The 24,395-nt window shown below is 69.4% G+C and carries 18 protein-coding genes; 14 read left to right on the top strand and 4 right to left on the bottom strand.

Annotation, left to right across the window (positions count from 1 at the left end):
• Nucleotides 1-95 precede the first annotated feature (95 nt).
• Both CQ042_RS07125 and gdhA read left to right on the top strand, forming a co-directional pair.
• Nucleotides 96-2,789: a phosphoenolpyruvate carboxylase gene (locus CQ042_RS07125; RefSeq protein WP_105669777.1), complete on the top strand. Its 2,694-nt coding sequence runs from the start codon at nt 96-98 to the stop codon at nt 2,787-2,789.
• 130 nt (nt 2,790-2,919) lie between these two features.
• A complete protein-coding gene (gene gdhA / locus CQ042_RS07120; RefSeq protein ID WP_105669776.1) occupies nt 2,920-4,290 on the top strand; it encodes an NADP-specific glutamate dehydrogenase in 1,371 nt (456 codons plus the stop codon).
• An 81-nt stretch (nt 4,291-4,371) separates the two neighbouring features.
• Here gdhA and CQ042_RS07115 read toward each other — a convergent pair whose 3' ends face one another.
• Nucleotides 4,372-4,974 (bottom strand): gamma carbonic anhydrase family protein, encoded by a 603-nt coding sequence (locus tag CQ042_RS07115; RefSeq protein WP_105669775.1) that lies wholly within the window; start codon nt 4,972-4,974, stop codon nt 4,372-4,374.
• A gap of 144 nt (nt 4,975-5,118) precedes the next feature.
• Nucleotides 5,119-8,694, bottom strand: coding sequence for a transcription-repair coupling factor (gene mfd / locus CQ042_RS07110; protein WP_105669774.1), 3,576 nt, complete (start codon nt 8,692-8,694; stop codon nt 5,119-5,121).
• A 78-nt stretch (nt 8,695-8,772) separates the two neighbouring features.
• Between mfd and CQ042_RS07105 the strand changes: the two genes are divergently transcribed.
• From CQ042_RS07105 to CQ042_RS07070, 8 genes are all read left to right on the top strand, one after another.
• On the top strand, nt 8,773-9,354 hold the full coding sequence (locus CQ042_RS07105; RefSeq protein WP_105669773.1) for a GNAT family N-acetyltransferase: 582 nt from the start codon (nt 8,773-8,775) through the stop codon (nt 9,352-9,354).
• Nucleotides 9,355-9,437: 83 nt separating this feature from the next.
• A complete protein-coding gene (locus CQ042_RS07100; RefSeq protein WP_105669772.1) occupies nt 9,438-11,780 on the top strand; it encodes a DUF2510 domain-containing protein in 2,343 nt (780 codons plus the stop codon).
• A gap of 51 nt (nt 11,781-11,831) precedes the next feature.
• Entirely contained in the window at nt 11,832-12,695 is an 864-nt protein-coding gene (locus CQ042_RS07095; protein WP_105669771.1) for an Fpg/Nei family DNA glycosylase, read from the top strand.
• Between the two features lie 288 nt (nt 12,696-12,983).
• A complete protein-coding gene (ribD, locus tag CQ042_RS07090) occupies nt 12,984-14,027 on the top strand; it encodes a bifunctional diaminohydroxyphosphoribosylaminopyrimidine deaminase/5-amino-6-(5-phosphoribosylamino)uracil reductase RibD (RefSeq protein WP_105669770.1) in 1,044 nt (347 codons plus the stop codon).
• Entirely contained in the window at nt 14,027-14,656 is a 630-nt protein-coding gene (locus CQ042_RS07085) for a riboflavin synthase (RefSeq protein ID WP_105669769.1), read from the top strand. Before ribD ends, CQ042_RS07085 begins: the two co-directional genes overlap by 1 nt.
• The gene (ribA, locus tag CQ042_RS07080) at nt 14,653-15,921 is read left to right on the top strand and encodes a GTP cyclohydrolase II (protein WP_105669768.1); all 1,269 of its coding nucleotides are present in this window, start codon (nt 14,653-14,655) and stop codon (nt 15,919-15,921) included. Before CQ042_RS07085 ends, ribA begins: the two co-directional genes overlap by 4 nt.
• Nucleotides 15,918-16,391: a 6,7-dimethyl-8-ribityllumazine synthase gene (ribH, locus tag CQ042_RS07075; protein ID WP_105669767.1), complete on the top strand. Its 474-nt coding sequence runs from the start codon at nt 15,918-15,920 to the stop codon at nt 16,389-16,391. Before ribA ends, ribH begins: the two co-directional genes overlap by 4 nt.
• A 53-nt stretch (nt 16,392-16,444) precedes the next feature.
• Nucleotides 16,445-16,798 (top strand): Fe-S protein, encoded by a 354-nt coding sequence (locus tag CQ042_RS07070; protein WP_105669766.1) that lies wholly within the window; start codon nt 16,445-16,447, stop codon nt 16,796-16,798.
• A gap of 3 nt (nt 16,799-16,801) precedes the next feature.
• Here the strand turns inward: CQ042_RS07070 and CQ042_RS07065 are convergent, their stop codons facing one another.
• The gene (locus tag CQ042_RS07065) at nt 16,802-17,788 is read right to left on the bottom strand and encodes a LacI family DNA-binding transcriptional regulator (protein WP_105669828.1); all 987 of its coding nucleotides are present in this window, start codon (nt 17,786-17,788) and stop codon (nt 16,802-16,804) included.
• Between the two features lie 224 nt (nt 17,789-18,012).
• On the opposite strand from CQ042_RS07065, the gene CQ042_RS07060 reads away from it, so the two are divergent.
• Complete coding sequence (locus tag CQ042_RS07060) at nt 18,013-19,761, top strand: beta-galactosidase family protein (protein ID WP_105669765.1); 1,749 nt, start codon at nt 18,013-18,015, stop codon at nt 19,759-19,761.
• Between the two features lie 130 nt (nt 19,762-19,891).
• On the opposite strand, the gene CQ042_RS07055 is transcribed toward CQ042_RS07060, so the two are convergent.
• Entirely contained in the window at nt 19,892-20,389 is a 498-nt protein-coding gene (locus CQ042_RS07055; RefSeq protein WP_105669764.1) for a metallophosphoesterase, read from the bottom strand.
• 149 nt (nt 20,390-20,538) lie between these two features.
• Between CQ042_RS07055 and CQ042_RS07050 the strand changes: the two genes are divergently transcribed.
• From CQ042_RS07050 to CQ042_RS07040, 3 genes are all read left to right on the top strand, one after another.
• On the top strand, nt 20,539-21,999 hold the full coding sequence (locus tag CQ042_RS07050; protein WP_105669763.1) for an MFS transporter: 1,461 nt from the start codon (nt 20,539-20,541) through the stop codon (nt 21,997-21,999).
• Between the two features lie 139 nt (nt 22,000-22,138).
• Nucleotides 22,139-22,345 carry a transcriptional regulator gene (locus CQ042_RS07045; RefSeq protein ID WP_105669762.1) on the top strand — a complete coding sequence of 69 codons (207 nt, stop codon included), beginning with the start codon at nt 22,139-22,141 and terminating at the stop codon, nt 22,343-22,345.
• Nucleotides 22,346-22,422: 77 nt separating this feature from the next.
• Nucleotides 22,423-24,309: an ABC transporter ATP-binding protein gene (locus tag CQ042_RS07040; protein WP_105669761.1), complete on the top strand. Its 1,887-nt coding sequence runs from the start codon at nt 22,423-22,425 to the stop codon at nt 24,307-24,309.
• Nucleotides 24,310-24,395 lie beyond the last annotated feature (86 nt).

Raw genomic sequence — 24,395 nt, 5'->3', positions numbered from 1 at the left:
TTGCCGGGGTGCTCTCGCGCCTCCCGTCGTCACCCCTCCCCGACGGCGTCGTCATGCGTGCAGGGCACCCCTCTCGCGAGGGATACTCTCGAAGGGTGACCCCCGCACACTCCTTCTCCGAGCCCACGAACACCGAGGCGATCCGCGTGATCGGCCGCTTCGAAGCCGGCCGCGGCATCCCCGATGCGATGCGCACCGACGTCAGGATGCTCGGGCAGCTGCTCGGGCAGGTGCTGCGCGAAGCCGGCGGCGACGGCCTCTTCGAAGACGTCGAACGCCTGCGACTCGCGACCATCCAGGCCTACGACGAGGAGACGCCCGACGCGTTCGAGCGCGCAGCGGCGATCGCCGAGTCGTTCACGGTCGCTCGCGCCGACGAAGTCGCTCGCGCGTTCACCTGCTACTTCCATCTCGTGAACCTCGCCGAGGAGCACCAGCGCGTGCGCGTGCTGCGCGAACGCGCCGGCCAGCCGGGCCGCGAGGATGCCGCCGACACGGTCGCGACGGCGTACGCGCGGCTGCGCACCGAGGTCGGCGATGACGAGGCCCGCCGCCGCCTGGAGGGTCTCCGCTTCCACCCCGTCTTCACCGCGCACCCGACCGAGGCCCGCCGCCGTGCGGTGTCGTCGAGCATCCGCCGTCTTTCCGAGCTGCTCACGCAGCACGACGCGGCGAGCGAGGGCGGCTCGGAGGAGCACCGTGCCCGCCGACGGATGCTGGAGGAGATCGACACGCTCTGGCGCACGGCTCCGCTGCGTTCGCAGAAGCCGTCTCCGACCGATGAGGTCCGCACCGTGATGGGTGTGTTCGATGAGACGCTCTTCACCACGGTGCCGCACGTGTACCGCCGCATCGACGATGCCCTCCGTGGCGAGGACTCCGGTTCCAGCGCGCCGGTCGTGCCCGCGTTCGTACGGATCGGCTCCTGGGTGGGCGGCGACCGCGACGGCAACCCGTTCGTCACGGCATCCGTCACCCGCGAGGCTTCGCAGATCGCGGCCGACCACGTGCTGCGCGGTCTCGAGCGCGCCCTGGAGCGCATCGGCCGCACCCTCACTCTCGCCTCCGACGACACCCCGCCGAGCGCCGAGGTCACGGCCCTCTGGGAGCGGTTCGCCGCCGCAGAGCCGGAGCTGGCCGCCGAGCTGGCCACCCGCTCGCCGGACGAGCCGCACCGTCGTGTGCTGCTGGTCCTGGCCCGTCGCGTCGCGGCCACTCGTCGCGGAGACACCGCGAAGGCCTACGGGCGTCCGGAAGAGCTGCTCGCGGATCTGCGCGCGGTGCAGTCGTCGCTCGCGGCGGCCGGCGCGAAGCGCCACGCGTTCGGCGGCGTGCAGCACCTCATCTGGCAGGTCGAGACCTACGGCTTCCACCTCACCGAGCTCGAGGTGCGTCAGCACTCCCAGGTGCACGCGAAGGCCCTCGCCGAGCTCGATGCGGGTGAGGCCCTCAGCGCGCAGACCGAGGAGGTGCTGGAGGTGTTCCGCGCGATCGCGGACATCCAGCGCGACCGCGGGCTGCGCGCCGCCGGACGCTACGTCGTCTCCTTCACCCAGGCGGCCTCCGATCTCGCCAACGTGCACCGTCTCGCCCGCTACGCGCTCGGCGACGATGCCCCCGTGCTCGACGTGGTGCCGCTGTTCGAGACGTTCGCCGACCTGCAGGCGGCTCCCGGCATCCTCGCCGAAGCCGTGACCTTCCCCGAGTTCCGTGAGCGCATGGCCGCCACCGGCAACCGCCTCGAGGTCATGCTCGGCTACTCGGACTCGTCGAAGGACGTCGGTCCCGTCGCCGCGAACCTCGCGCTGTACGAGGCGCAGGAGAAGATCGCGCGGTGGGCTCAGGAGTCCGACATCGAGCTGACCCTCTTCCACGGACGCGGCGGCGCGCTCGGACGCGGGGGCGGCCCCGCCAACTCCGCGATCCTCGCACAGCCGCCGCACTCGGTCGACGGCCGCTTCAAGCTCACCGAGCAGGGCGAGGTCATCTTCGCGCGCTACGGCGAGCCCGCGATCGCGATGCGGCACATCGACCAGGTCGCCGCAGCGACCCTGCTCGCGTCCTCCCCCACCGAGGAGGGGCGCACCAGTCGCGCCGCCGCGCGCTACGCCGATGTCGCCTCGATCATGGACGCCGCCTCCCGCGAACGGTTCTTCTCCCTCGTGAAGGCGGAGGGCTTCGCCCCCTGGTTCGCCACGGTGACGCCGATGGAGGAGATCGGGCTGCTCGCGCTCGGCTCCCGCCCCGCCCGCCGCGGGCTCTCTGTCGAGTCCCTCGAAGATCTGCGCGCCATCCCCTGGGTGTTCGCGTGGACGCAGGCTCGCATCAACCTCGCCGGCTGGTTCGGACTCGGCAGCGCTCTGGACGCCGTCGGCGACGAGGAGATGCTCGTCGAGGCGTACCGGGAGTGGCCGCTGCTGCGCACCATGATCGACAACGTCGCGATGAGCCTCGCCAAGACCGACGAGCGCATCGCCCGCCAGTACCTGGCCCTCGGCGACCGCGACGATCTGGCGCAGCTCGTGCTCGACGAGCTCGCGACCACGCGGCGCTGGGTGATCCGTCTCACCGGCGGCGAGAGCCTGCTCGAGAACAAGCCCGTCCTGCAGCGGGCCGTGCAGCTGCGCAGCCCCTATGTCGATGCGCTCTCGCTCCTGCAGCTCCGCGCGCTGCGGGCCCTCCGGTCGGCCGCAGAGGATCCGACGGGTTCCGGCGCGGATGCGGAGCAGCAGCGACTGCTGCTGCTCTCGGTCAGCGGCGTGGCCGCCGGCCTGCAGAACACCGGATGACCGGCATCCACCCGACCGGCCGGGAAGACCTCCCTTCGGTGCGCACTAGAGTGAAATCTCTGCCGGATCCGGCACAGCCTCACGCGACACGATCGCCTGCACCACCATCCCCCACCAGAAAGCCTTCCGCGTGACCGCTACGACTCTCGCCGACTTCCATCCGCTCGCCGACTCCGTGCAGCCCGTCTTCGACACGGTGCTCTCCCGCAGCCCGCACGAGCCGGAGTTCCACCAGGCCGTCCACGAGGTGCTGCACTCGATCGCCCCGGTCCTGGAGCGGCACCCGGAATACGTCGATGGCGGCATCCTCGAGCGTCTCGTCGAACCCGAGCGTCAGATCCTGTTCCGTGTGCCGTGGATCGACGACTCCGGAAAGCTGCAGGTCAACCGCGGCTACCGCATCCAGTTCTCCTCGGTGCTCGGCCCGTACAAGGGCGGACTCCGCTTCCACCCCTCCGTGAACCTGTCGATCATCAAGTTCCTCGGCTTCGAGCAGATCTTCAAGAACGCGCTCACCGGTCAGGGCATCGGCGGCGGCAAGGGTGGGTCCGACTTCGACCCGCACGGCAGGTCCGACGCCGAGGTCATGCGCTTCTGCCAGTCGTTCATGAACGAGCTGTACCGACACCTCGGCGAGCACACCGATGTCCCCGCCGGCGACATCGGCGTCGGTGGCCGGGAGATCGGCTACCTCTTCGGCCAGTACCGCAAGGTCACCAACCGCCACGAGTCCGGCATGTTCACCGGCAAGGGAACGGGCTGGGGCGGCGCCGAGGTGCGCACCGAAGCCACCGGGTACGGCGCGGTGTTCTTCGCGCAGGAGATGCTCGCGGTGCACAACGACTCCCTCACCGGCAAGCGCGTCGGCATCTCGGGCTCGGGCAACGTCGCGATCTACGCGATCCAGAAGGCCACCCAGCTCGGCGCGACCGCGGTGACGGCGTCCGACTCCTCCGGCTACGTCATCGACGACGCCGGTATCGACGTCGACCTGCTGCGTCAGATCAAGGAGGTCGAGCGTGCCCGCATCGTCGAGTACGCCCACCGCCGTCCGAGCGCCCGCTTCGTCGAGGGCGGCAGCGTCTGGGAGGTCCCCGTCGACATCGCGGTGCCCTCGGCCACGCAGAACGAGGTCGGCCTCGCGGATGCGGAAGCGCTGATCGCGAACGGCGTGGGCGCGGTGTCGGAGGGTGCGAACATGCCCTGCGTGCCGGAGGCCGTCGAGGCGTTCCAGAAGGCCGGGGTGCTGTTCGCACCCGGCAAGGCCGCCAACGCCGGTGGTGTCGCCACCTCCGCGCTGGAGATGAGCCAGAACGCCTCGCGACAGCGCTGGAGCTTCGGCGACAGCGAGAACAAGCTGCGCGAGATCATGGCCGACATCCACGATGCCGCCTTCGACGCCGCAGAGCGCCACGACGTCGCCGGTGACTACGTCGCCGGCGCCAACATCGCGGGCTTCGAGCGCGTCGCCGCCGCGATGCTCGCCCAGGGCGTCATCTGAGTCGAACGACGCGAAGCCGGGCGCCCGCGGGGGCGCCCGGCTTCGTCGTTCCGGCCTGCTCCTCCGGCGATCGACGGACGTCTACTCCGTGATCTCCCGGTCGTTCGCGTGCCGGGCCAGGGAGCTGCCGTAGCGCTCGGTCAGCTGCACCATCAGGTCGGGGGTGTCGCGATCGACACCGAACACGTGGCCGGGGAAGTCGAGCTCGGGTTGCGCGGCCGCGATCTCCCCCTCGCGGTCGGGCGACAGCAGCTGCACGGGGTCTCCGACGGCGACCCATCCGATCGGGACGACGGTGCCTTCGGGGAGCACGGCGCGACGATGCACGATCGCGTTGACCCGCACCTCGCAGCGGTCTCCGACCAGCGCCCCGTTGAAGACACGCGCGCCGGATGCGAAGAACACCTCTTCGCCGACAGTCGCGCCCGCGATGCTCGCCAGGGTCCCGACGAGGGTGTGCGCGCCGATGTGCACCGCGTTGGCCGCCGTCGCACGGATCAGCGCGTTCTCCATCACGATCACGTGCGCGCCGAGAGTGATCGGCCCTCCCTCCGCGGTGATCACGGCGCCGTGCAGCACCTGGCAGCCGGGCCCGACCTCCACGTCGCCGGAGACGACGGCGGTCGAGGCGATGACGGCGGTGTCATGGACGCGGGGCCGAGCCCCGAGGTGCTCGTACAACATGCGGCCAGACTAGACCGCGCCCGCCGCGCGCGGGAGACGAAAACGCGGGGCGAGTCGCCCCGAATGCGGGGTGGCGGACGTGGAAACGCCGCGCGCGCCGCACGTCGTCTCCGTGCTCGCACCCGCAGGGGGTGACCGCTGCGCCTACTCGACCTTGACCGGCTCCGGGAAGATCGCGGTGAACAACTGCCCCACCCACTCGAGCAGCTGCGCGTCCGGCAGCGGGTCGAGGCCCACGCCGACCGTGGCGGGGACCGTCGGCATCGGCACGACCAGCGCCTCTCCCCCGGCCACGAGTTTCGCCTTCGGGTAGAGCCGCTGCAGACGCACTTTGATCGAATCCTCCAGGCGTGCCGGTGCGATGCGCAGGTTCGACCCCATCACGACCACATCCGTCAGTCCTGCTCTCGCGGCGCGGCGGCGCAGGCGCGAGATCGCCAGCAGCCCCTCGACCTCTTCGGGAGGCGTGCCGTAGCGGTCGACCAGCTCCTCGATCACCAGGTCGATCGCGTCGTCCTTCGCGGTCGCCGCCGAGGCCGCCGAGAGCTTCTGGTACGCCTCGAGGCGCAGCCGCTCACTGTCGATGTAGTACTCGGGGATGCGCGCGTCGAGCGGCAGCTCGAGCCGCAGCTCCTGACCGGTCTCGACCTCGTCCCCCCGGAAGGTCGCCACGGCCTCGCCGATCATGCGCAGGTACAGGTCGAAGCCGACACCGGCGATGTGGCCCGCCTGCTCGGCACCGAGGAGGTTTCCCGCCCCGCGCAGCTCGAGGTCCTTCAGCGCGACCTGCATCCCGGAGCCGAGGTCGTTGTTGACGGCGATGGTCTGCAGCCGGTCGGCCGCGGTCTCGGAGAGGGGCTTCATCTCGTCATACAAGAAGTACGCATAAGCGCGCTCGCGCCCGCGCCCGACACGACCGCGCAGCTGGTGCAGCTGGCTGAGTCCGTACTTGTCGGCGCGGTCGATGATGATCGTGTTCGCGTTGGCGATGTCGAGACCCGTCTCGATGATGGTCGTCGAGACGAGCACGTCGAACTTGCGCTCCCAGAAGTCATCGACGACCTGCTCCAGCTGGTGCTCGCCCATCTGTCCGTGCGCGACGGCGATCCGTGCCTCGGGAACGAGCTCTGCCAGCTGCGCGGCGACGCGCTGGATCGACTGCACCCGGTTGTGCACGAAGAACACCTGGCCCTCGCGCAGGATCTCGCGGCGGATCGCGGCGGCCATCTGCTTGTCGCTGCGGGGTCCGACGAACGAGAGGATCGGATGCCGGTCCTCGGGCGGGGTCGCGAGTGTCGACATCTCACGGATGCCGGTGACCGCCATCTCCAGCGTGCGCGGGATCGGGGTGGCGCTCATCGCGAGGATGTCGACGTTGGTCTTCATCTTCTTGAGCGTGTCCTTGTGCTCGACGCCGAACCGCTGCTCCTCGTCGATGATCATCAGGCCGAGGTCTTTGAACATGACCTGGTCGGTGAGGATGCGGTGGGTGCCGATGACCATGTCGACCGATCCCTCCAGCAGCCCCTGCAGTGTGAGCCGCGCCTCCTTGTCGGACTGGAAGCGCGAGAGCGGCCGCACCTTGACCGGGAACCCGGCGAAGCGCTCCGTGAAGGTCTCGAGGTGCTGCTTCACGAGCAGGGTCGTCGGGACGAGCATCGCGACCTGCTTGCCGTCCTGGATCGCCTTGAACGCGGCACGGACGGCGACCTCGGTCTTGCCGAAGCCGACGTCGCCCGACAGCAGGCGGTCCATCGGGATGGGCCGCTCCATGTCGGCCTTGATCTCGTCGATCGTCTGCAGCTGGTCGTGGGTCTCGGCGAACGGGAAGGCCTCTTCCAGCTCGCGCTGCCACGGGGTGTCCGGGCCGAAGGCGTGCCCCTTCGCGCTCATCCGGGCGGAGTAGAGCTTCACGAGCTCGACGGCGATGTCGCGGACGGCCTTGCGTGCCTTGCCCTTGGCCTGCGACCAGTCGCTGCCGCCCATCTTCGACAGGTTCGGAGCCTCGCCGCCCACGTACTTCGACAGCAGGTCGAGCTGATCCGTCGGCACGAACAGCTTGTCGCCCGGGTACCCCCGCTTGGAGGGCGCGTACTCCAACACCAGGTAGTCACGGACCGACTTCGTGGCGTTGCGCCCTCCGGTCGACACCTCGCGCTGCGTCATCTCGACGAAGCGGCCGATGCCGTGGGTGGCGTGCACGACGAAATCTCCGGGCTTCAGCTGCAGCGGGTCGACGACGTTCTTGCGCCGGGACGCGAGCTTCTTGACGACGCGCTGGTCGCCGCCGATCGTGCGCCCGTAGAACTCGTTGTCGGTGAGGACGGCGAGTTTCGCCTCCGCCACCTGGAACCCGGCCTCGACCGATCCGGTGACCAGGGTCGCGACGCCGCCCTCCGGCGCGTCGGCGAGCGTCTCGACGACGCGCGCTGCCAGACCGCGGTCGGCGAGCACGTCGCGCGCGCGATCGACCAGACCGTGCCCCGCGGCGATGACCACCACCCGCCAGCCGTCTGTCACCTTCGCCTCGACGAAGGAGATCGCGCCGTCGACGTTGCCGTGGAACGAGGGGATGACGGCGGCATCGAGATTCGCGGCATCCGCATCGCCTTCGCCGAGTCCCGCCCCGAACGGGCTGAGCCGCCACCAGACGCCGCCGCGGTCGCGCACCACCTCGCGCAACTCCGCGATCGTCAGGAAGTCGCCGGCGCCCAGGTCGATGGGCGCGGACGCGCCGGACGTGGCCGCGCTCCAGGCGGCGTCGAGGAACTCGCGGTTCGTGTCGCCCAGCGTGATGGCGCGCGCACTCGAGCGTTCGGGGTCGATGATCGCGGTGGCGCTGCCGGCCGGCAGATACTCGGCGAGCGACTTCAGCGGTCCGGCGACGGCGGGGAGCAGCGACTCCATGCCCTCGACCGGGATGCCCTCGGCCATCTTCTCGAGCATGCCCGAGATCGCCGGGAACCCGCCGACCAGTGCCCTGGCACGCTCGCGGACGTCGGCCGTGAGCAGCAGCTCTCGCGTCGGTGGGAGGTCGACCCCGGGGACATCGCCCGGCAGCGAACGCTGGTCGGCGACGGAGAACGCGCGGATCTGGTCGATCTCGTCGCCGAAGAACTCGACACGATACGGGTGCTCGGACGTGGGAGGGAAGACGTCGAGGATGCCACCGCGCACGGCGAACTCACCGCGCCGCGACACCATGTCGACCCGGGAGTACGCGCGCTCGACCAGCTGCTCGACCACGCGGTCGAGCTCGTGCCCCCGGGTGCCGACCGCGAGGTCGAGAGGGGCGATCTCGCCCAGGTTTCCCGCGATCGGCTGCAGCGCGGCCCGTACCGAGGCGACGACCACGAGCGGGTGATCGCCCGACCATTCGGCGATCCGACGAAGCGTCTGGAGGCGCTGACCGACCGTGTCGGGGCTGGGGCTGAGCCGCTCATGCGGGAGCGTCTCCCACGCCGGGAAGGTGAGGATCTCGGCGTCGGGCAGGTAGGCGTGCATCGCCAGGGCCAGGCTCTCCGCACGCCTGCCGGTGGGGACGACCGCGAGCAGAGCCGAGGGCTGCCCCGTCGCTCCCCGCTTCTCGAGCAGCCCGGCGAGCGCCGGGGCATCGAGCCCGTCGACCAGGCCGAGGTCGGCATCGGTGCGCGCCCAGCGGAGGGCATCACGGTACAGAGACGCCTCTTCCAAGGCGCGCAGAATCCCCGGAACAGTCACCGGACAAGACTAGTCGCGCCCACGGACACTCCGGCCGCTCCCCGGTACGGACGGTGCTCACCGAAATAGGCTGTCGGGATGGAATCCGTCGCCCTCACCACCGAACGCCTCATCCTGCGCGCCCCGACGGAGGCGGACATCGATGCGATCGCAGACGCATGCCGTGACCCGGAGATCCCGCGCTGGACCACGGTGCCGAACCCGTACACCCGTGAGGACGCCGAAGAGTTCGTTCGTCACGTGGCCGGGTGGTGGGCCGATGGCTCAGAGGTCGTCTGGGGCATGTACGCCGGCGAGGAACTCGTGGGCATGATCGGTCTGCACAACATCGCGACCCACTTCACGGGCGCCTCCGCCGAGCTCGGCTATTGGGTGACGGCCGGTGCACGGGGCAAGGGGTATCTCACGGAGGCGGGTCGCGCCGTGATCGACTGGGGCTTCGCCGAACTCGGGCTGGTCCGCATCCGCTGGCAGGCTGTGGCAGGGAACGTCCCCTCCGCCCGCGCCGCTCGCACTCTCGGGTTCCGCTACGAGGGCCTGCAGCGCCACGCTCTCACCAGCCAGCGCGGCCGTGATGACGGCTGGATCGCCGGGCTGCTGCCGACGGATGACCGCACGCCCGTGGACTGGCCCGTGCTCTCTCCTGCCGATCCGGAGTGACGCACGCCGATGTCCGGCGCCGTGCCGAGCATCCAGTACTCTGCTGAAGACGTCGAGCACCTAGGCATCCGGGGGGATGAGTCATGAACACTGCCGCACCAGGCTGGTATCCGGACCCGCAGGAACCGCGATTCCATCGGTGGTGGGACGGCAGCCAGTGGACGGAGCACACCAACCGGCCGGCAGCCCAGACCACCGAGACCGTGGTGCCGCAGGGTGAGCACCCCGTGCTCACCCCCACCGCCGAGGCCCCGGATGCCGTCGCCCCGCGGAAGAGCCGGAAGGTTCTGTTCTCCGTCGTCGGCGGCGTCGCGGCCGCCGCCCTCGTCGTCGGCGGAATCGTGGTCGTCAACGCCCTCAACGGCGGGGCGCAGAGCGGGTACGTCGAGGCGAACGGGTACTCCTGGGCGCCGATCGAGTACCTCGACGTCGACGAGGACTTCATCATCCCGTTCGATGTCGACCCCGAGGCCATCAGCAAGGAGCTGGGCAACGAGTGGTCCGGGACGCACGGCGTCATCGACGTGTACGTCGACAAGGCGTTCCAGGTGTCGCCCGCCACGTCGCTCGTGCTCTGGTGGGAAGACGACCGGGAGGCGGTGATCCAGTCGCGCGACGCGAAGGCCTACCCGTGGTCGTCCGAATCCGCACGCGTGATCGAGAACACGTACCTGGGCGCAGGCGAGGTCGAGGTCTCCGACGGTGCCGACGGGTTCACGTACTGGACCGAGATGGACCAGTACTACGTGGTCCAGCGGTACGACCGGTCAGGCGAGAAGCTGGACTCCCCGATCGTGCACACCATCTCCTCCTCGCAGGAGGACGGCCTGGAACCCATCGAGCTGAACACGTCGATGTCGGACGAGACCCCCGGCGTGGTCGAACTGTCCTGGGAGAAGCCGGAGGGCATGCCCAAAGGCAGCACGTACTACATCATGAAGACGGTGACCGACTCCTTCGGTTCCGACGACGACATCAACGCCGCGTCCGCCAGTTTCGAGGCCATCGCCGAGACCACGGAGACCTCGTGGCAGTCGACCCCCTCCGAGGAGACGGAGGGCGGATACCTGGTGAACCGGGAGCTGCAGCTGTTCGGGCTGGACTCCGCCGACGACGCCAACTACTCCGGCCGATCGTTCGACAACGCCTCCGCTCGACTCGCGAATCTCTCGATAGTCGCCATCGCGCCGGACAAGAGTGTGCACACTCCGATGGTGATCGAACCCGCCGACTCGCAGATCGGTCACTTCCCGCTCCAGAAGGCGTTCTGGCAGAGTCGCGACCTCTTCCCCGTGGACGCCGGCGATCTCACCGGTCTTCCGATCTGGTACCCGGTGACCACGCTCAACGGCAACACGCAGAAGATGCCGATCCGCATCGACACCTCGACGATCGAGGTGAAGTACGAGCCGTATTGGTACCTGGACGGAAGCGGCGCCACGTACGCGCGATTCCCCTTCAGCCTCCTGGGAACCACGCTGACGGGCCGCATCACCGCGGTGATGCCCGCAGGCATGTCGGAGGCGGACTGGCTGAACGCGTCGGTGGCGAATGCGGAGGCGTACAACACCCGCGCCGCGCAGGAGGCCCCCAAGCTGGGCGATCGCGTCATCACCGCGGACGCGTCGATGTCGATGGCCGCCTACCGCAAGATGGAACCCGTCTCCGAGGTTCCCGATTCCGAGCATGAGGTCTACGGCAGCAACGACTTCACCACGTTCATCGCGGGACACATGCTCGGTGGAACCGAGTCGATCGACATCTCCCGGTTCACCGAGAGCGCCGCATACCCCGATGTGAACGACGCCGCGATCGAGGCGATCAGCCAGAACCCCCTGGTGAAGATGTCGGTCGACACCTTCCGCGCCGATCGAGACCGACTCTACGTCGCCTACAACGAGCGAACCACTGACGACGTGCGCGACCAGGTCGAGGACATCGCCGATGCCGCCGTGGCGGAGGCCGTCACGGACGGGATGAGCGATGCCGAGAAGGTCACGGCAGTGAACCAGTGGATCGTCGACCACATGGAGTACGACTACGCCGCACTGGAGAAGCTCGATGCGGGGCTGGGCTTCTCCCGCCCCGGTGAGGACATGCGCGTCTCCGATGCCCGCGGGGGTCTCATCGATCGGATGGTAATCTGCGGCGGATATGCCGACACGTTCAATCTCCTGATCCGCAAAGCCGGGCTCGAATCGGTCTACGTCAGCGGCACGGTGCTGGACTCGAACGCCGCCCACGCCTGGAACCATGTCAAGGTGGACGGCGAGTGGAAGGCCGTGGATTCGACGTGGAACGACGGCGGCGATCCCCGCGAGTACCTCCTGATCAACGAATCGCAGTTCACGGACCACGCCGCGCGCACCCTCGATTCCGACGGATGGATTCCCGCGCAGTATCAGGATGCGTACCGGACGCCCTGAGCGGGACCGCAGACGGGTGACAGTGTCGGCGGCCGATGACAGGATGAACGCATGCCGGAGATGCCGGAAGTCCAAGGCCTGACCACCTTCCTCGCCGAGCGCGCCGTCGGGCGCACGATCACGCGCGCGACGGTCGCGGCCATCGCGGCGTTGAAGACCTACGATCCCCCGATCACCGCGCTGCAGGGCGCCGCGATCACCGGGTCCGCTCGTCTCGGGAAGTTCGTCGTGCTCTCTTGCGGCGATGATCTGCACCTGGTGTTCCACCTCGCCAAGGCCGGGTGGCTGCGCTGGTACGAGGCACTCCCGACGACGCTCATCAAGCCGGGCAAGTCGCCCATCGCCCTGCGCATCGCGCTCGATGACGGCAGCGGTTTCGACCTCACCGAGGCGGGGACCAAGAAGTCCCTCGCGGTCTACGTGGTGCGCGATCCGCAGGAGGTCCCCGGCATCGCCCGGCTCGGCCCCGATCCGCTCGACCCCTCGTTCACGCGCGAGGCGTTCGCCGCACTGCTCGACGATCGGCGGATGCAGATCAAGGGACTGCTGCGCGACCAGGCCGTGATCGCGGGCATCGGCAACGCGTACTCCGACGAGATCCTGCATGCCGCACGCATGTCGCCGTACGCGATCGCCGGAAAGCTCGACGACGCCGAGATCGATCGCCTGTTCGGGGCGATGCGCGAGACGCTGACGGAGGCGGTCGCCGAGGCCGCAGGCAAGCCTCCGGCCGACCTCAAAGACGCCAAGCGCCGGGGGATGCAGGTGCACGCACGCCGCGGCGAGGCCTGCCCCGTCTGCGGCGACACCGTGCGCAGCGTGTTCTTCGCCGACCGTTCACTCGAGTACTGCCCCACCTGTCAGACCGGTGGCAAGGTGCTCGCCGACCGGCGCCTCTCGCGGTTGCTGAAGTGAGGGCGGCGGTGTCCCCGTAGGCGCCGATCCATGTCTTGGAATGAAATGTGCTCAGACGCGTTGAGTACACTCAGAGCAACAACGTGCTCCGGGGTCGGTGAGAATCCGAACCGGCGGTGACAGTCCGCGAGCGTCTCGAGAGATCGGGATGCCGATCCGGTGGAATTCCGGGACCGACGGTGATGCGAGGGAGACCTCGCTAGTCCGGAAGGGAGGCAGCACGCGGCGCATCCGTGCGTCCGTTCCGCCACCCCTGTCCCACCCCGGAGCCTCAGAGGAGGACGACGGATGGCAGTGAACGCGGCAGAGCGCAGCGCGATGGACCGCGCGCTCCACCTCGCCGCCCGCGGACCCCGCGGGGCGAACCCCCAGGTCGGTGCCGTCATCCTCTCCACCGACGGCGAGGTGATGGCCGAGGGCTGGCACCACGGTGCAGGCACCCCGCACGCCGAAGTCGACGCGCTCTCGAAGCTCGTCCCCGGCGAAGCCCGCGGCGCCACCGCCGTCGTGACCCTGGAGCCCTGCAACCACACCGGGCGCACCGGCCCCTGCGCGCTCGCACTCATCGAGGCGGGTATCGCCCGCGTCGTCTACGCGCTCGACGATCCCGGCGTCGTCTCCGGCGGCGGAGCGGAACGACTGCGTGCCGCAGGCGTCGAGGTCGAAGCGGGCGAGCAGGCGGACGCCGCACACGCCCTGATCGACGGATGGCTCACGGCCCAGCGGCTCGGCCGCCCGCACATCACGGTGAAGTGGGCGCAGAGCCTCGACGGTCGTGCCGCCGCCGCAGACGGGTCGAGCCAGTGGATCACCGGATCGGACGCCCGCGCCGACGTGCACCGCCGCCGCGCAGAGGCCGACGCGATCGCCGTCGGGACCGGCACCGTGCTCGCCGACGACCCCGCGCTCACCGCCCGTGACGGCGACGCATTGCTGCCGCACCAGCCGATCCCCGTGGTGATCGGGTCGCGGCCGACTCCGGCGGATGCCGCGGTGCACCGGCATCCGCACACCCCGCTCTTCTACGACACGCACGACCTGCACGTCGTCGCGGCAGAACTGCACGCCCGCGGTGTCCAGAGCCTCTTCGTGGAGGGCGGACCGACGCTCGCCAGCGCCTTCATCGCTGCCGGCCTCGCCGACCGGATACTCGCCTACATCGCCCCGGTGCTGCTCGGCGGCCCGCGGCTCGCCCTCACCGACATCGGCGTCGCCTCCATCGACCAGGTGCGCCGTCTGACCATCGACGAGTGGGTCCCTCTGGGGTCCGACCTGCTCGCGATCGCGCACCCCGCGGAAGAGAACGACCCTCAGAACGAAGGAGCAGCCTGATGTTCACCGGAATCATCGAGGAGATCGGCGAGATCGTCGCGATCGCCCCCGCGGGCGACGGCTGGCGTCTGACCGTGCGCGCCCCGCGCGCCGCGGAGGATGCCGTGCACGGCGAGTCCATCGCCGTCTCGGGCGTGTGCCTGACCGTGGTGGGATCGACCGCCGACAGCTTCGACACCGACGTGATGAAGCAGACGCTCGACGTCGCGGCGATCGGATCGGCGACCATCGGAACGCGCGTGAACATCGAGAAGGCGATGCCGGTCGGCGCCCGGCTCGGAGGGCACATCGTGCAGGGCCACGTGGACGGCATCGGCACGGTCGTCGAGGTCCGCCCCGGCGCCCAGTGGAGCGTTCTGCGCATCAGCCTGCCCGCCGATCTCGCCCCGCTCGTCGTCGACAAGGGGTCGATCTCGGTCGACGGCACCTCGCTGACCGTGAGCGCCGTCAGCGCCCCCACAGACCCGTCCCCCTGGTTCGAGGTGTCGCTGATCCCGGAGACCCTCGCCGCGACCACCCTCGGCGGCCGCGCCGTCGGAGACCGCGTGAACCTGGAGACCGACATCCTCGCTCGCCACGTCGAGCGTCTGCTCGCGTTCCGCGCCGCACCGGAAGGAGGCTCGCGATGAGCCTTTCCACGATCCCCGAAGCCCTGGAGGCGCTGCGCGCCGGGCGTCCCGTCCTCGTCGCCGACGATGAGAACCGCGAGAACGAAGGCGATGTCGTGCTGTCGGCGGAGCTCGCGACGCCCGAGTGGGTGGCGTGGACCGTGCGCTGGTCGTCCGGCTTCATCTGCGCCCCGATGCCGTCGGACCTCGCCGATCACCTGAACCTGCCGCCGATGGTGGCCGCCAGCGAAGATGCCCGTTCGACCGCCTACACCGTGAGCGTCGATGCCGCCCACGGCGTCACCACCGGCATCAGTGCCCACGATCGCGCACACACCCTGAACGTGCTGTCGAACCCGGATTCGACGTCGACCAGCATCATCCGCCCCGGCCACGTCCTGCCACTGCGGGCGGTCGACGGCGGCGTGCGTGAGCGCAGCGGGCACACCGAAGCAGCCGTCGAGCTGATGAAGCTCGCGGGCCTCCAGCCGGTCGGCGCGATCGCCGAGGTCGTCGCGGAGGACGGCAGCATGATGCGTCTCCCCGGTCTGATCGAGCTGGGCGCTCGCGATGGAGTGCCGGTCATCACGATCGAGCAGCTCATCGCCCACCTCAACGAGATCGACCCCGAGGGGGCGACGCCGAGCGCGCATCGCGGGCGCCGCGTGAGTCTGCGCGCCGACGCCACGGTGCCGACCACGCACGGCACCTTCCGATTCCTCGCGTACAAGGACCGCGTCACCGGCACCGACCACATCGCGGTCGTCTCGGGAGAGCTCGGCGAGACCGCACTCGTGCGCGTGCACTCCGAATGCCTCACCGGCGAGGCGTTCGGCTCGCTGAAGTGCGAATGCGGCCCGCAGCTCGACTCCGCCCTCGACGCGATCGAGAAGGAGGGCGGGATCGTCATCTACATGCGTGGGCACGAGGGACGGGGAATCGGCCTCATCAACAAGCTGCGCGCGTACAGCCTGCAGGAGGAGGGCCTCGACACGGTCGATGCCAACCTCGCACTCGGGCTCCCCGCCGACGCCCGCGACTACGCCGCCGCGGCGGGGATCCTCGCAGACCTCGGCGTCTCGAAGGTGCGGCTGCTGACGAACAACACCGACAAGGTCGCGCAGCTGCGCGAGCTCGGACTCGACGTCGTCGAGCAGGTGCCGCTGATCGTCGGTGTCGGCCCCAACAACCACCAGTACCTGGAGACCAAGCGTGACCGGATGGGTCACATCATCGGCGAAGCGGAACTCGCAGAGGCGCTCGCCCACGGAAAGGAACACGGATGAGCGGCGCAGGAGCACCCGAGACCGGGAACATCGACGGACGCGGACTGAACGTCGTCATCATCGCCGGAACGTGGCACGAGACGATCTCGAACGGCCTGATCGCCGGCGCCCAGCGCGTGCTCGACGCGGCGCAGGCCACGCACCGACTGGTGCGCGTGCCCGGGTCCTTCGAGCTCGCTCTCGCCGCGCAGGCGGCCTTCGCCGGAGGGGCGGATGCGGTCGTGGCGCTCGGCGTGATCATCCGCGGCGGGACTCCCCACTTCGAGTACGTGTCTGCGGCGACCACCGACGGACTGACGCGCGTCGCCCTCGACGCCGGCAAGCCGGTCGGATTCGGTGTGCTGACGCTCGACGATGAGCAGCAGGGCCTCGACCGTGCGGGGCTCGAGGGCTCGAAGGAGGACAAGGGCGCGGAAGCGGCGGACGCCGCGCTGCGCACGGCCCTCGTGACCCGGGAGCTGCGCGGCTGAGGTCAGCCTGCCCTTGCTAGCGCAGATCGCCCTCGCGCTCCTACGGTGAGGGTATGGAGACTCTGCGTCTGGTCGTCGTGTTCATCCACCTCATCGGCTTCGCCGTGCTCTTCGGCGCGTGGGCCGCACAGGCATTCGGCGGCAAGCGCCAGATCACGAAGATCATGGACTATGGTCTCGCGATCGCCGGCCTCGCCGGCCTCGCCCTCGCCGCCCCCTGGGGCATCGAGTACGACCTCAACTACGTGAAGATCGGCGTCAAGCTCGTCGTCCTGGTGATCATCGGCGCCCTGCTGGGCATCGGAACCGCACGTCAGAAGCGCGGGGAGGCCGTGCCGTCCGCCGTGTTCTGGCTGATCGGAATCCTGACGCTCGCGAATGCCGGCATGGGGATGCTCTGGCGCTGAGCCTCAGCGCATGCGCGGTGCCGCCGTGCTCTCCCGCACGATGAGCTCGGTGCCGACCAGTGGCGTCTGCTGACGTTCGACACCGTCGAGCTCGGCGAGCAGCGCATCCACCGCGAGCGCGCCGACCTTCTCCGGGTGCTGCTGCACCGTCGTCAGGGGCGGCCACAGCTGCGCGGCGTCGGGCAGCCCGTCGAAACCCACGAGGCTGACGTCGCCCGGGATGTCCCGCCCCGCTTCCCGGAACGCGCGGAGCACGCCGATCGCCATCTGGTCGTTCGCCGCGAACACGGCGGTGACCCCGTCGATCTCCCTCAAGCGCGCGCCGGCGGCGTGCCCCGATGCCGCCGACCAGTCCCCCGGCAGCGGCTCGGGCACCACACGCCCGTGCTTCTCCAGTGTCTTCCGCCAGGCCTCACGACGGCGCTCGGCCGAGTACGAGCGCGACGGACCGGTGACGTGCCAGACCGTATCGTGGCCGAGCCCGAGGAGGTGCTCGGTCGCAAGCCGCGCCCCCTGCGCCTGGTCCGTGTCGACGAACGGGTGCAGCGCATCGCGGTTCGAGTCGACGAAGACGACCGGAAGCGCCTCGGGGATCTCCATGTCGGTCTCGTCGAGCTGGTGCGCCTCGATCACGATGATGATCCCGTCGACCGCATGCTCCTCCAGTCGCCGGAAAACGCCGGCAACCGTCTCGCGGGCACTCGACTCCACGGGGATGAGGGTGAGGGCGTAGCCGAGTTGCGCGGCGCGCACGGCGATCGCATCGAGCGTGCGCTGGTTGCCGTAGGAGCTGAAGGAGAACATCACGACGCCGATCGTGCGAAACCGCCCCGAACGCAGCGCCCGAGCCGCGCTGTTGGGACGATATCCGAGGTTGTGCATCGCGGCCTCGACACGCTCGCGGGTGGCGGCGCCGACGTATCCCCTGGCATTCACGACGCGTGACACGGTCTGGCCCGAGACGCCCGCCTCACGGGCGACGTCTTCCATCGAGGGCTCGCGTCTGCGCGTCGACGTCTCTGCCGGATGCTCTGGGATCACGATCATCCATCCCCTCGTATGTTGACGTTGACACACTAGCAGCGCATCCCATATGTTGACGTTGACACACGGCGCATGAAGCGCCCGCATGCGACCGTCAACGACACCCGCAGCTGCGCCGGCCCGGCACCGCCGGGGTCGGCGCACCCCGCCTCATCGAAAGCGCACGACACGTGACCTCCTTCTCCCTCGGCGACACCGACTTCCTCCGCGACGGACAGCCGCACCGGGTGATCTCCGGCGCCATCCACTACTTCCGTGTTCATCCCGACCAATGGCAGGACCGCATCCGCAAGGCACGGCTGATGGGTCTGAACACGATCGAGACGTACGTCGCCTGGAACGTGCACGAGCCGCGTCGGGGCGAGTGGGACGCGACCGGATGGAGCGACCTCGGGCGCTTCCTCGACCTGGTGCACGCCGAGGGTCTCGACGCGATCGTGCGCCCCGGCCCCTACATCTGCGCCGAGTGGCACAACGGAGGGCTTCCGGTGTGGCTCACCGGAAGCGTCGAGGGCTTGCGCTCCTCCGCTCCGGCGTTCCTTCTCGAGGTGAGCGCCTACCTGCGCCGCGTGTACGACATCGTCGCCCCGCGGCAGATCGACCGCGGCGGGCCCGTCGTGCTCGTGCAGATCGAGAACGAGTACGGTGCCTACGGCTCGGACTCGGCCTATCTCGAGGCGCTGGTCGCCGTCACCCGCGAGTCCGGGATCACGGTGCCGCTGACGACCGTCGACCAGCCCGTCGATCGGATGCTGAGCGGGGGGAGCCTGCCGGAGCTGCACAAGACCGGCTCCTTCGGCTCGCGCAGCACGGAACGGCTCGCGACGCTGCGTCGGCACCAGCCGACCGGACCTCTGATGTGCTCGGAGTTCTGGGACGGATGGTTCGACTGGTGGGGCGGAGTGCATCACACGACGGACGCCGCCGCCACCGCCGCCGACCTCGACGCGCTCCTCGCCGCCGGCGCCTCGGTCAACATCTACATGTTCCACGGGGGCACGAACTTCGGCCTCACCAACGGCGCGAACGACAAAGGCCGCTACCTCCCGCTCGTGACCTCCTACGACTACGACGCCCCACTCGACGAAGCCGGGAATCCGACGGAGAAGTTCTTCGTCTTCCGCGAGGTGATCGCGCGGTATGCGCCGGTACCCGACGAGCTCCCCGCGGTGGCCGACGGTGCGCCCGCGTTCGAGGTGCCGCTCCGCGCGGCGGGGTCGTGGACCGACGCCGCAGGCGCCGCGTCGACCACGGCTCTGCCGCAGACCTTCGACGCGCTCGGGCACCTGAGTGCCCTCGTGCGCTACGACATCGAGCTGCCGGAGGGGAACGGCGGACTCCTCGTCATCGATGAGGTGCGTGACCTGGCGTGGGTGAGCGTCGACGGTCACCCGGTCGGCACGCTGTCCCGCACCCGGCACGACCGCGCGATGCGGATCCCGGATGGTCGTGTCCTCAGCATCCTGGTCGAGGATCAGGGGCGCGTGAACTACGACCATCGGCTCGGCGAGGAGAAGGGACTGATCGGCGAGATCACGCTCGACGGCGCGCGCGTCACGGGGTGGCGGTCGACGCCGCTGGACGTCGCCGCGATCGCCGCGGAGATCACCACAGCGATCACAACGGACGCAGTCGACGCGATCACGGAGAACGGGCCGGCAGCGTGGACCGCCGAGTTCCCCCTGGATGCGCCCGCGGACCTCTTCGTCGACACCTCGTCCTGGAGCAAGGGCTACGCGTTCGTGAACGGGTTCTTTCTCGGCCGCTACTGGCGCAACGGACCCCAGCGCACGCTCATGGTGCCCGCGCCCGTCACCAGAGCAGGCACCAACCACCTGGTCGCGCTGGAGCTCGAACACGTGCTGGAGCCGCGCGCGGTCTTCGTCGGCGCCCCCGCGCTCGGCGATGCGGAGGAATAGTCCGGACCAAGAGGTTCTGCCCGGTCAGTGGCTTCCCGGACGGTCCCGGAGCGCAGCCGAGGCCTCTGCGGCATCGACGTCGCACGATCGTCGCGCGACCGCATCGGAGCGCGGCACGCGGACCGGCTGCTCACGGCAGCGGCACCAGCGTCGCATCCACCATCGCCCCGTCGACGACAGCCCACATCATGGTGCAGACGGGCTGTCGACGCCGGTCTGTGGGCGATCCGGGGTTGAGCAGCCGCATGCCCGCCGGCGACACCGTGTCCCATGGGATGTGGGAGTGGCCGAACACGAGCAGGTCCGTACCGGGGTAGGCCGCGTCCATCCGGACCTCCCGCTGCCGAGACGCCCCCGTCTCGTGCACGACGGCGACCTCGACCCCCTCGACCGTGAATCGGGCGACCTCCGGCAGACGTGCTCGCAGCTCGTCTCCGTCGTTGTTGCCGAACACCCCGTGCAGCACCCGTGCCTTCGACGCGAACAGGTCCAGGGTGGCCGCGTCGACCCAGTCCCCCGCATGCACGACGACGTCGGCGTCGTCGATCGCCCGCAGCACGGAGTCCGGCAGTCTCTTCGCCCGTTTCGGGACGTGCGTGTCCGCCAGCAGCAGCATCCTCGTCGACATCGCGTCCTCCCCGCCTTCCGCCCCTCCGACTCTACGCACCGAGGATGCTCTCCCCGATGACACGCGAAATGCGCGCACAGCAAACACTCAGGAAGGCGTAAACTCGCCCGAGTCGCTCGGCATACCGGGCACTCGATCGGAGGAGCTACATGAGTACTGCCACTGCGCCCGCGAATCCTCGCTCGCGTGTCATCACCGCGAGCCTGGTCGGCACCACGATCGAGTTCTACGACTTCTACGCGTATGCGACGGCGGCGGTGCTCGTCTTCCCGGTGCTGTTCTTCCCCACCGGCGACGACACCACCTCGCTCCTGTCGTCATTCGCCGTGTTCGGCGCCGCGATGGTCGCACGCCCCATCGGCGCCGTGGTCTTCGGCCACTTCGGCGACAAGTTCGGACGCAAGGCCACGCTCGTCGCCTCGCTGCTGACGATGGGTATCGCGACCTTCGTGATCGGCCTGCTGCCGACGTACCAGGACATCGGCTGGTGGGCCGCCCTGCTGCTGCTGATCCTGCGACTCGCCCAGGGCTTCGCGCTCGGTGGCGAGTGGTCGGGGGCGGCGCTCGTCGCCACCGAGAACGCACCGAAGGGCAAGCGCGCCTGGTACGGGACGTTCCCGCAGCTGGGAGCCCCGCTGGGCTTCATCATCGCCAACTTCCTCTTCCTCGCCATCAACTGGCTGCTGCCCCACGCCGAGAACCCGGTCCTGAAGTCCGAGGCATTCCTCTCCTGGGGCTGGCGCATCCCGTTCCTGTTCTCCGCCGTGATGGTGATCATCGGCCTGTGGGTACGACTCAAGCTCGTCGAGTCCGACACCTTCAAGAAGGCCGAGACCAAGGGCGTGATCCGCAAGCTCCCGCTCGCGACCGTCTTCCGTCACCACTGGAAGCAGCTCATCCTCGGCACGTTCATCATGCTGGCGACATATGTGCTGTTCTACCTGATGACGAACTTCACGCTCGCCTACGGCACCAAGCCCGCGTCGCTCGAGACGGCGTCGGCCGCCGCGAAGGCCGCCGCCGAAGCGACGGGCGCCCCGTTCGACCCGATCAAATTCGCGGCGCAGTTCTATCCCGGCCTCGGCTTCGGCTACACCGACTTCGTGTTGATGCAGATCATCGGCGTGGTGTTCTTCGGCATCTTCACGCTGCTCTCCGGACCCATCGCCGACGCGGTCGGACGACGGAAGCTGCTGCTGTGGGTGACCGGGGCGATCATCGTGTTCGGCTTCACCTTCAACACGTTCCTCCTCCCCGCCGTCGATCCGAAGTTCACCGGCGCACTCGCACAGGCGTTCCTCGTGTTCGGGTTCATGCTGATGGGAGCGACCTTCGGGCCGATGGGCGCCCTGTTGCCCGAACTGTTCCCGACCAATGTGCGATACACCGGCTCGGCGATCGCCTACAACGTCTCGTCGATCCTCGGCGCAGCCGTGGCGCCGCTGATCGCGCTCTGGCTGTGGTCGCTGGGAGACGGCGCTCCGTGGCTGGTGGGCCTGTACCTGTCCGCGATGGGTGTGCTCACCTTCGTCGCACTGATCCTCTCCCCGGAGACGAAGGACCACGATTACGACGACGACCTCGGGGTCGCTGCGGCCGTCGAGCTGTAGCTCCCGAATCGTTCGGATCACAGAAGGGCACCCCGTCTACGGACGCGGGTGCCCTTTCTGTGATGGGCCATGCGCTGGATCGTCAACATCTATTGACGTCTGCTCCTGTGTCAACGAGTATTGACGCAGGAGGTTCATCATGACAGTTCCCACGACGATCGCACAGGATGACGGAAGCGAGCCGCTCGCCGCACTGCACAGGCTCGCCGAGACGCGCAAGGAGGTCGCACGCGCCGAGGAGGTGCACGTTCGCCGCGCACGCAACCTCGGCTACTCGTGGCAGGCGATCGCCAGCGCGCTGGGCGTGAGCAAGCAGGCGGCGCATCGGCGATTCGGTCGCGCCTGAGCCGCATACAGCCTCTCCATAGGATTCGACCGCGAACGAAGTACGGTCGAAGTACCATCTCCAGATCGAGGTCCCGCATGTCCGGTACGGCGACAGCACGCCGCCGCGGACGGGGCGCGCAGCCCGAAGGCCCGCGCGCCACCTTCCGCCAGCTCCTCCCCTTCCTCTTCGAGCACAAGCGCACGCTGATCGTGGTCGCGATCCTCAGCGTCGTCGGCGCCGCGACGTCGCTCGTGCAACCGCTGCTCGTGGGCCAGGTGATCGAGGCGGTGCAGTCGGCGACCGGGATCGGCATGCTCGTCTGGCTCCTGGTCGGATTCGTGGTCGCCTCGTCGATCATCTCGGGCTTCCAGCACTACCTGCTGCAGCGCACGGGCACCGCGGTCGTGTACTCGAGCCGCCGCAAGCTCATCGCCCGCATCCTGCACCTGCCCACGTCGGAGTTCGACGCGCGCCGCACCGGCGACCTCGTCTCCCGGGTCGGCACCGACACGACGCTCCTGTACGCCGTGCTCACGCAGGGGCTCGCGGATGCCGTCGGCAGCGCCGTCCTCTTCCTCGGCGCCCTGGTCGCGATGCTGCTGATCGACCCGATCCTGCTGCTGCTCATCGTCGTCGTGATCGGCATCTCCGTCACCGTCGTCGTGCTGCTCAGCGGCCGGATCCGCACGGCCTCGACCGCACAGCAGGAGAAGGTCGGGGAACTGGCCTCCGGCGTGGAGCGGGCCGTCGGCTCGATCCGCACCATCCGCGCCTCGGGTGCGACCGAGCGCGAGACCGCTGCCGTGTCCGGACTCGCCTCCGACGCCTATGGCATCGGCGTGCGCATCGCCAAGATCTCCTCGCTCGTGGTGCCCGTCTCCGGCATCGCCCTGCAGCTGTCGCTGCTCGTGGTCCTCGGCGTCGGCGGATTCCGCGTCGCTGCGGGCGCGATCACGGTCGCCTCGCTGATCTCGTTCATCATGTTCCTGTTCTTGCTGGTGATGCCGCTGGCCACGACGTTCGGCGCGATCACCTCGGTGAACCAGGCGCTCGGCGCGCTCGGACGCATCCAGGAAGTGCTCGACCTCCCCACCGAATCGCAGGACGACAAGGCCATCGCCGCCGCGCTTCCGCCTGCCGACATCGCCCCGGACGCGCCGGCGGTCGAGTTCCGCGACGTGCGCTTCCACTACCCCGCGAACGTCGTGGCGGCCCGCCAGGCGGCGGCGAAGGAAGCACGCAGCCTCCTCGCCGATGCGCACCTGGAATCGGCGGAGGATGCGGCTCCTGCCGTGCAGGATCACGAAGTGCTCCGCGGAGTGTCGTTCGCCGTGCCGCGCGGTGCCAGGGTCGCCCTCGTCGGCCCCAGCGGCGCCGGGAAGAGCACCATCCTGTCGCTGATCGAGCGCTTCTACGACCCCACCGGGGGCTCGATCCGGCTGCACGGACACGATGCCCGCACCTACCCGCGCGACGAACTCCGCGCCCACTTCGGATACGTGGAACAGGACGCACCGACCCTCGCCGGCACGCTCGCCGAGAATCTGCGGCTCGCCTCACCCGAGGCGTCCGACGCCGACTGCGAGCGCGTGCTGCGCGCCGTGAACCTCGGCGACGTGCTGGAGCGCAACCCGCTCGGCATCGAGGCGCCCGTGGGCGAGGACGGCGTGATGCTCTCCGGCGGAGAGCGTCAGCGCCTCGCGATCGCCCGCGCCCTGCTCACGGACGCGCCGATCCTGCTGCTCGACGAGTCGACGTCATCGCTCGACGGCGTGAACGAGCAGCGGATGCGCGAAGCCATCGACGCCGTCTCGACCGACCGCACGCTCATCGTCATCGCCCACCGCCTGTCGACGGTCGTCGACAGCGACCTGATCGTGGTGCTGCAGGACGGCGTCGTGGTCGGCCAGGGCACGCACGCCGAACTCGTGGAGTCGACGCCGCTGTACCGCGATCTCGCCCGGCACCAGCTGCTCACCTGACGCGTCGCGGTCCCGGTCCGGTCTCGGAGCCCCTGCGATCGCCGAGCCCTCTCGTCCGGGGGAGGCGAACGACAACACGAAGGCGG

The organism is Microbacterium sp. MYb62 (assembly GCF_002979475.1).
Taxonomy (GTDB): domain Bacteria; phylum Actinomycetota; class Actinomycetes; order Actinomycetales; family Microbacteriaceae; genus Microbacterium.
The sequence above is the reverse complement of the archived record's forward strand: the minus strand, read 5'-3'. Positions and strand labels throughout refer to the sequence as shown.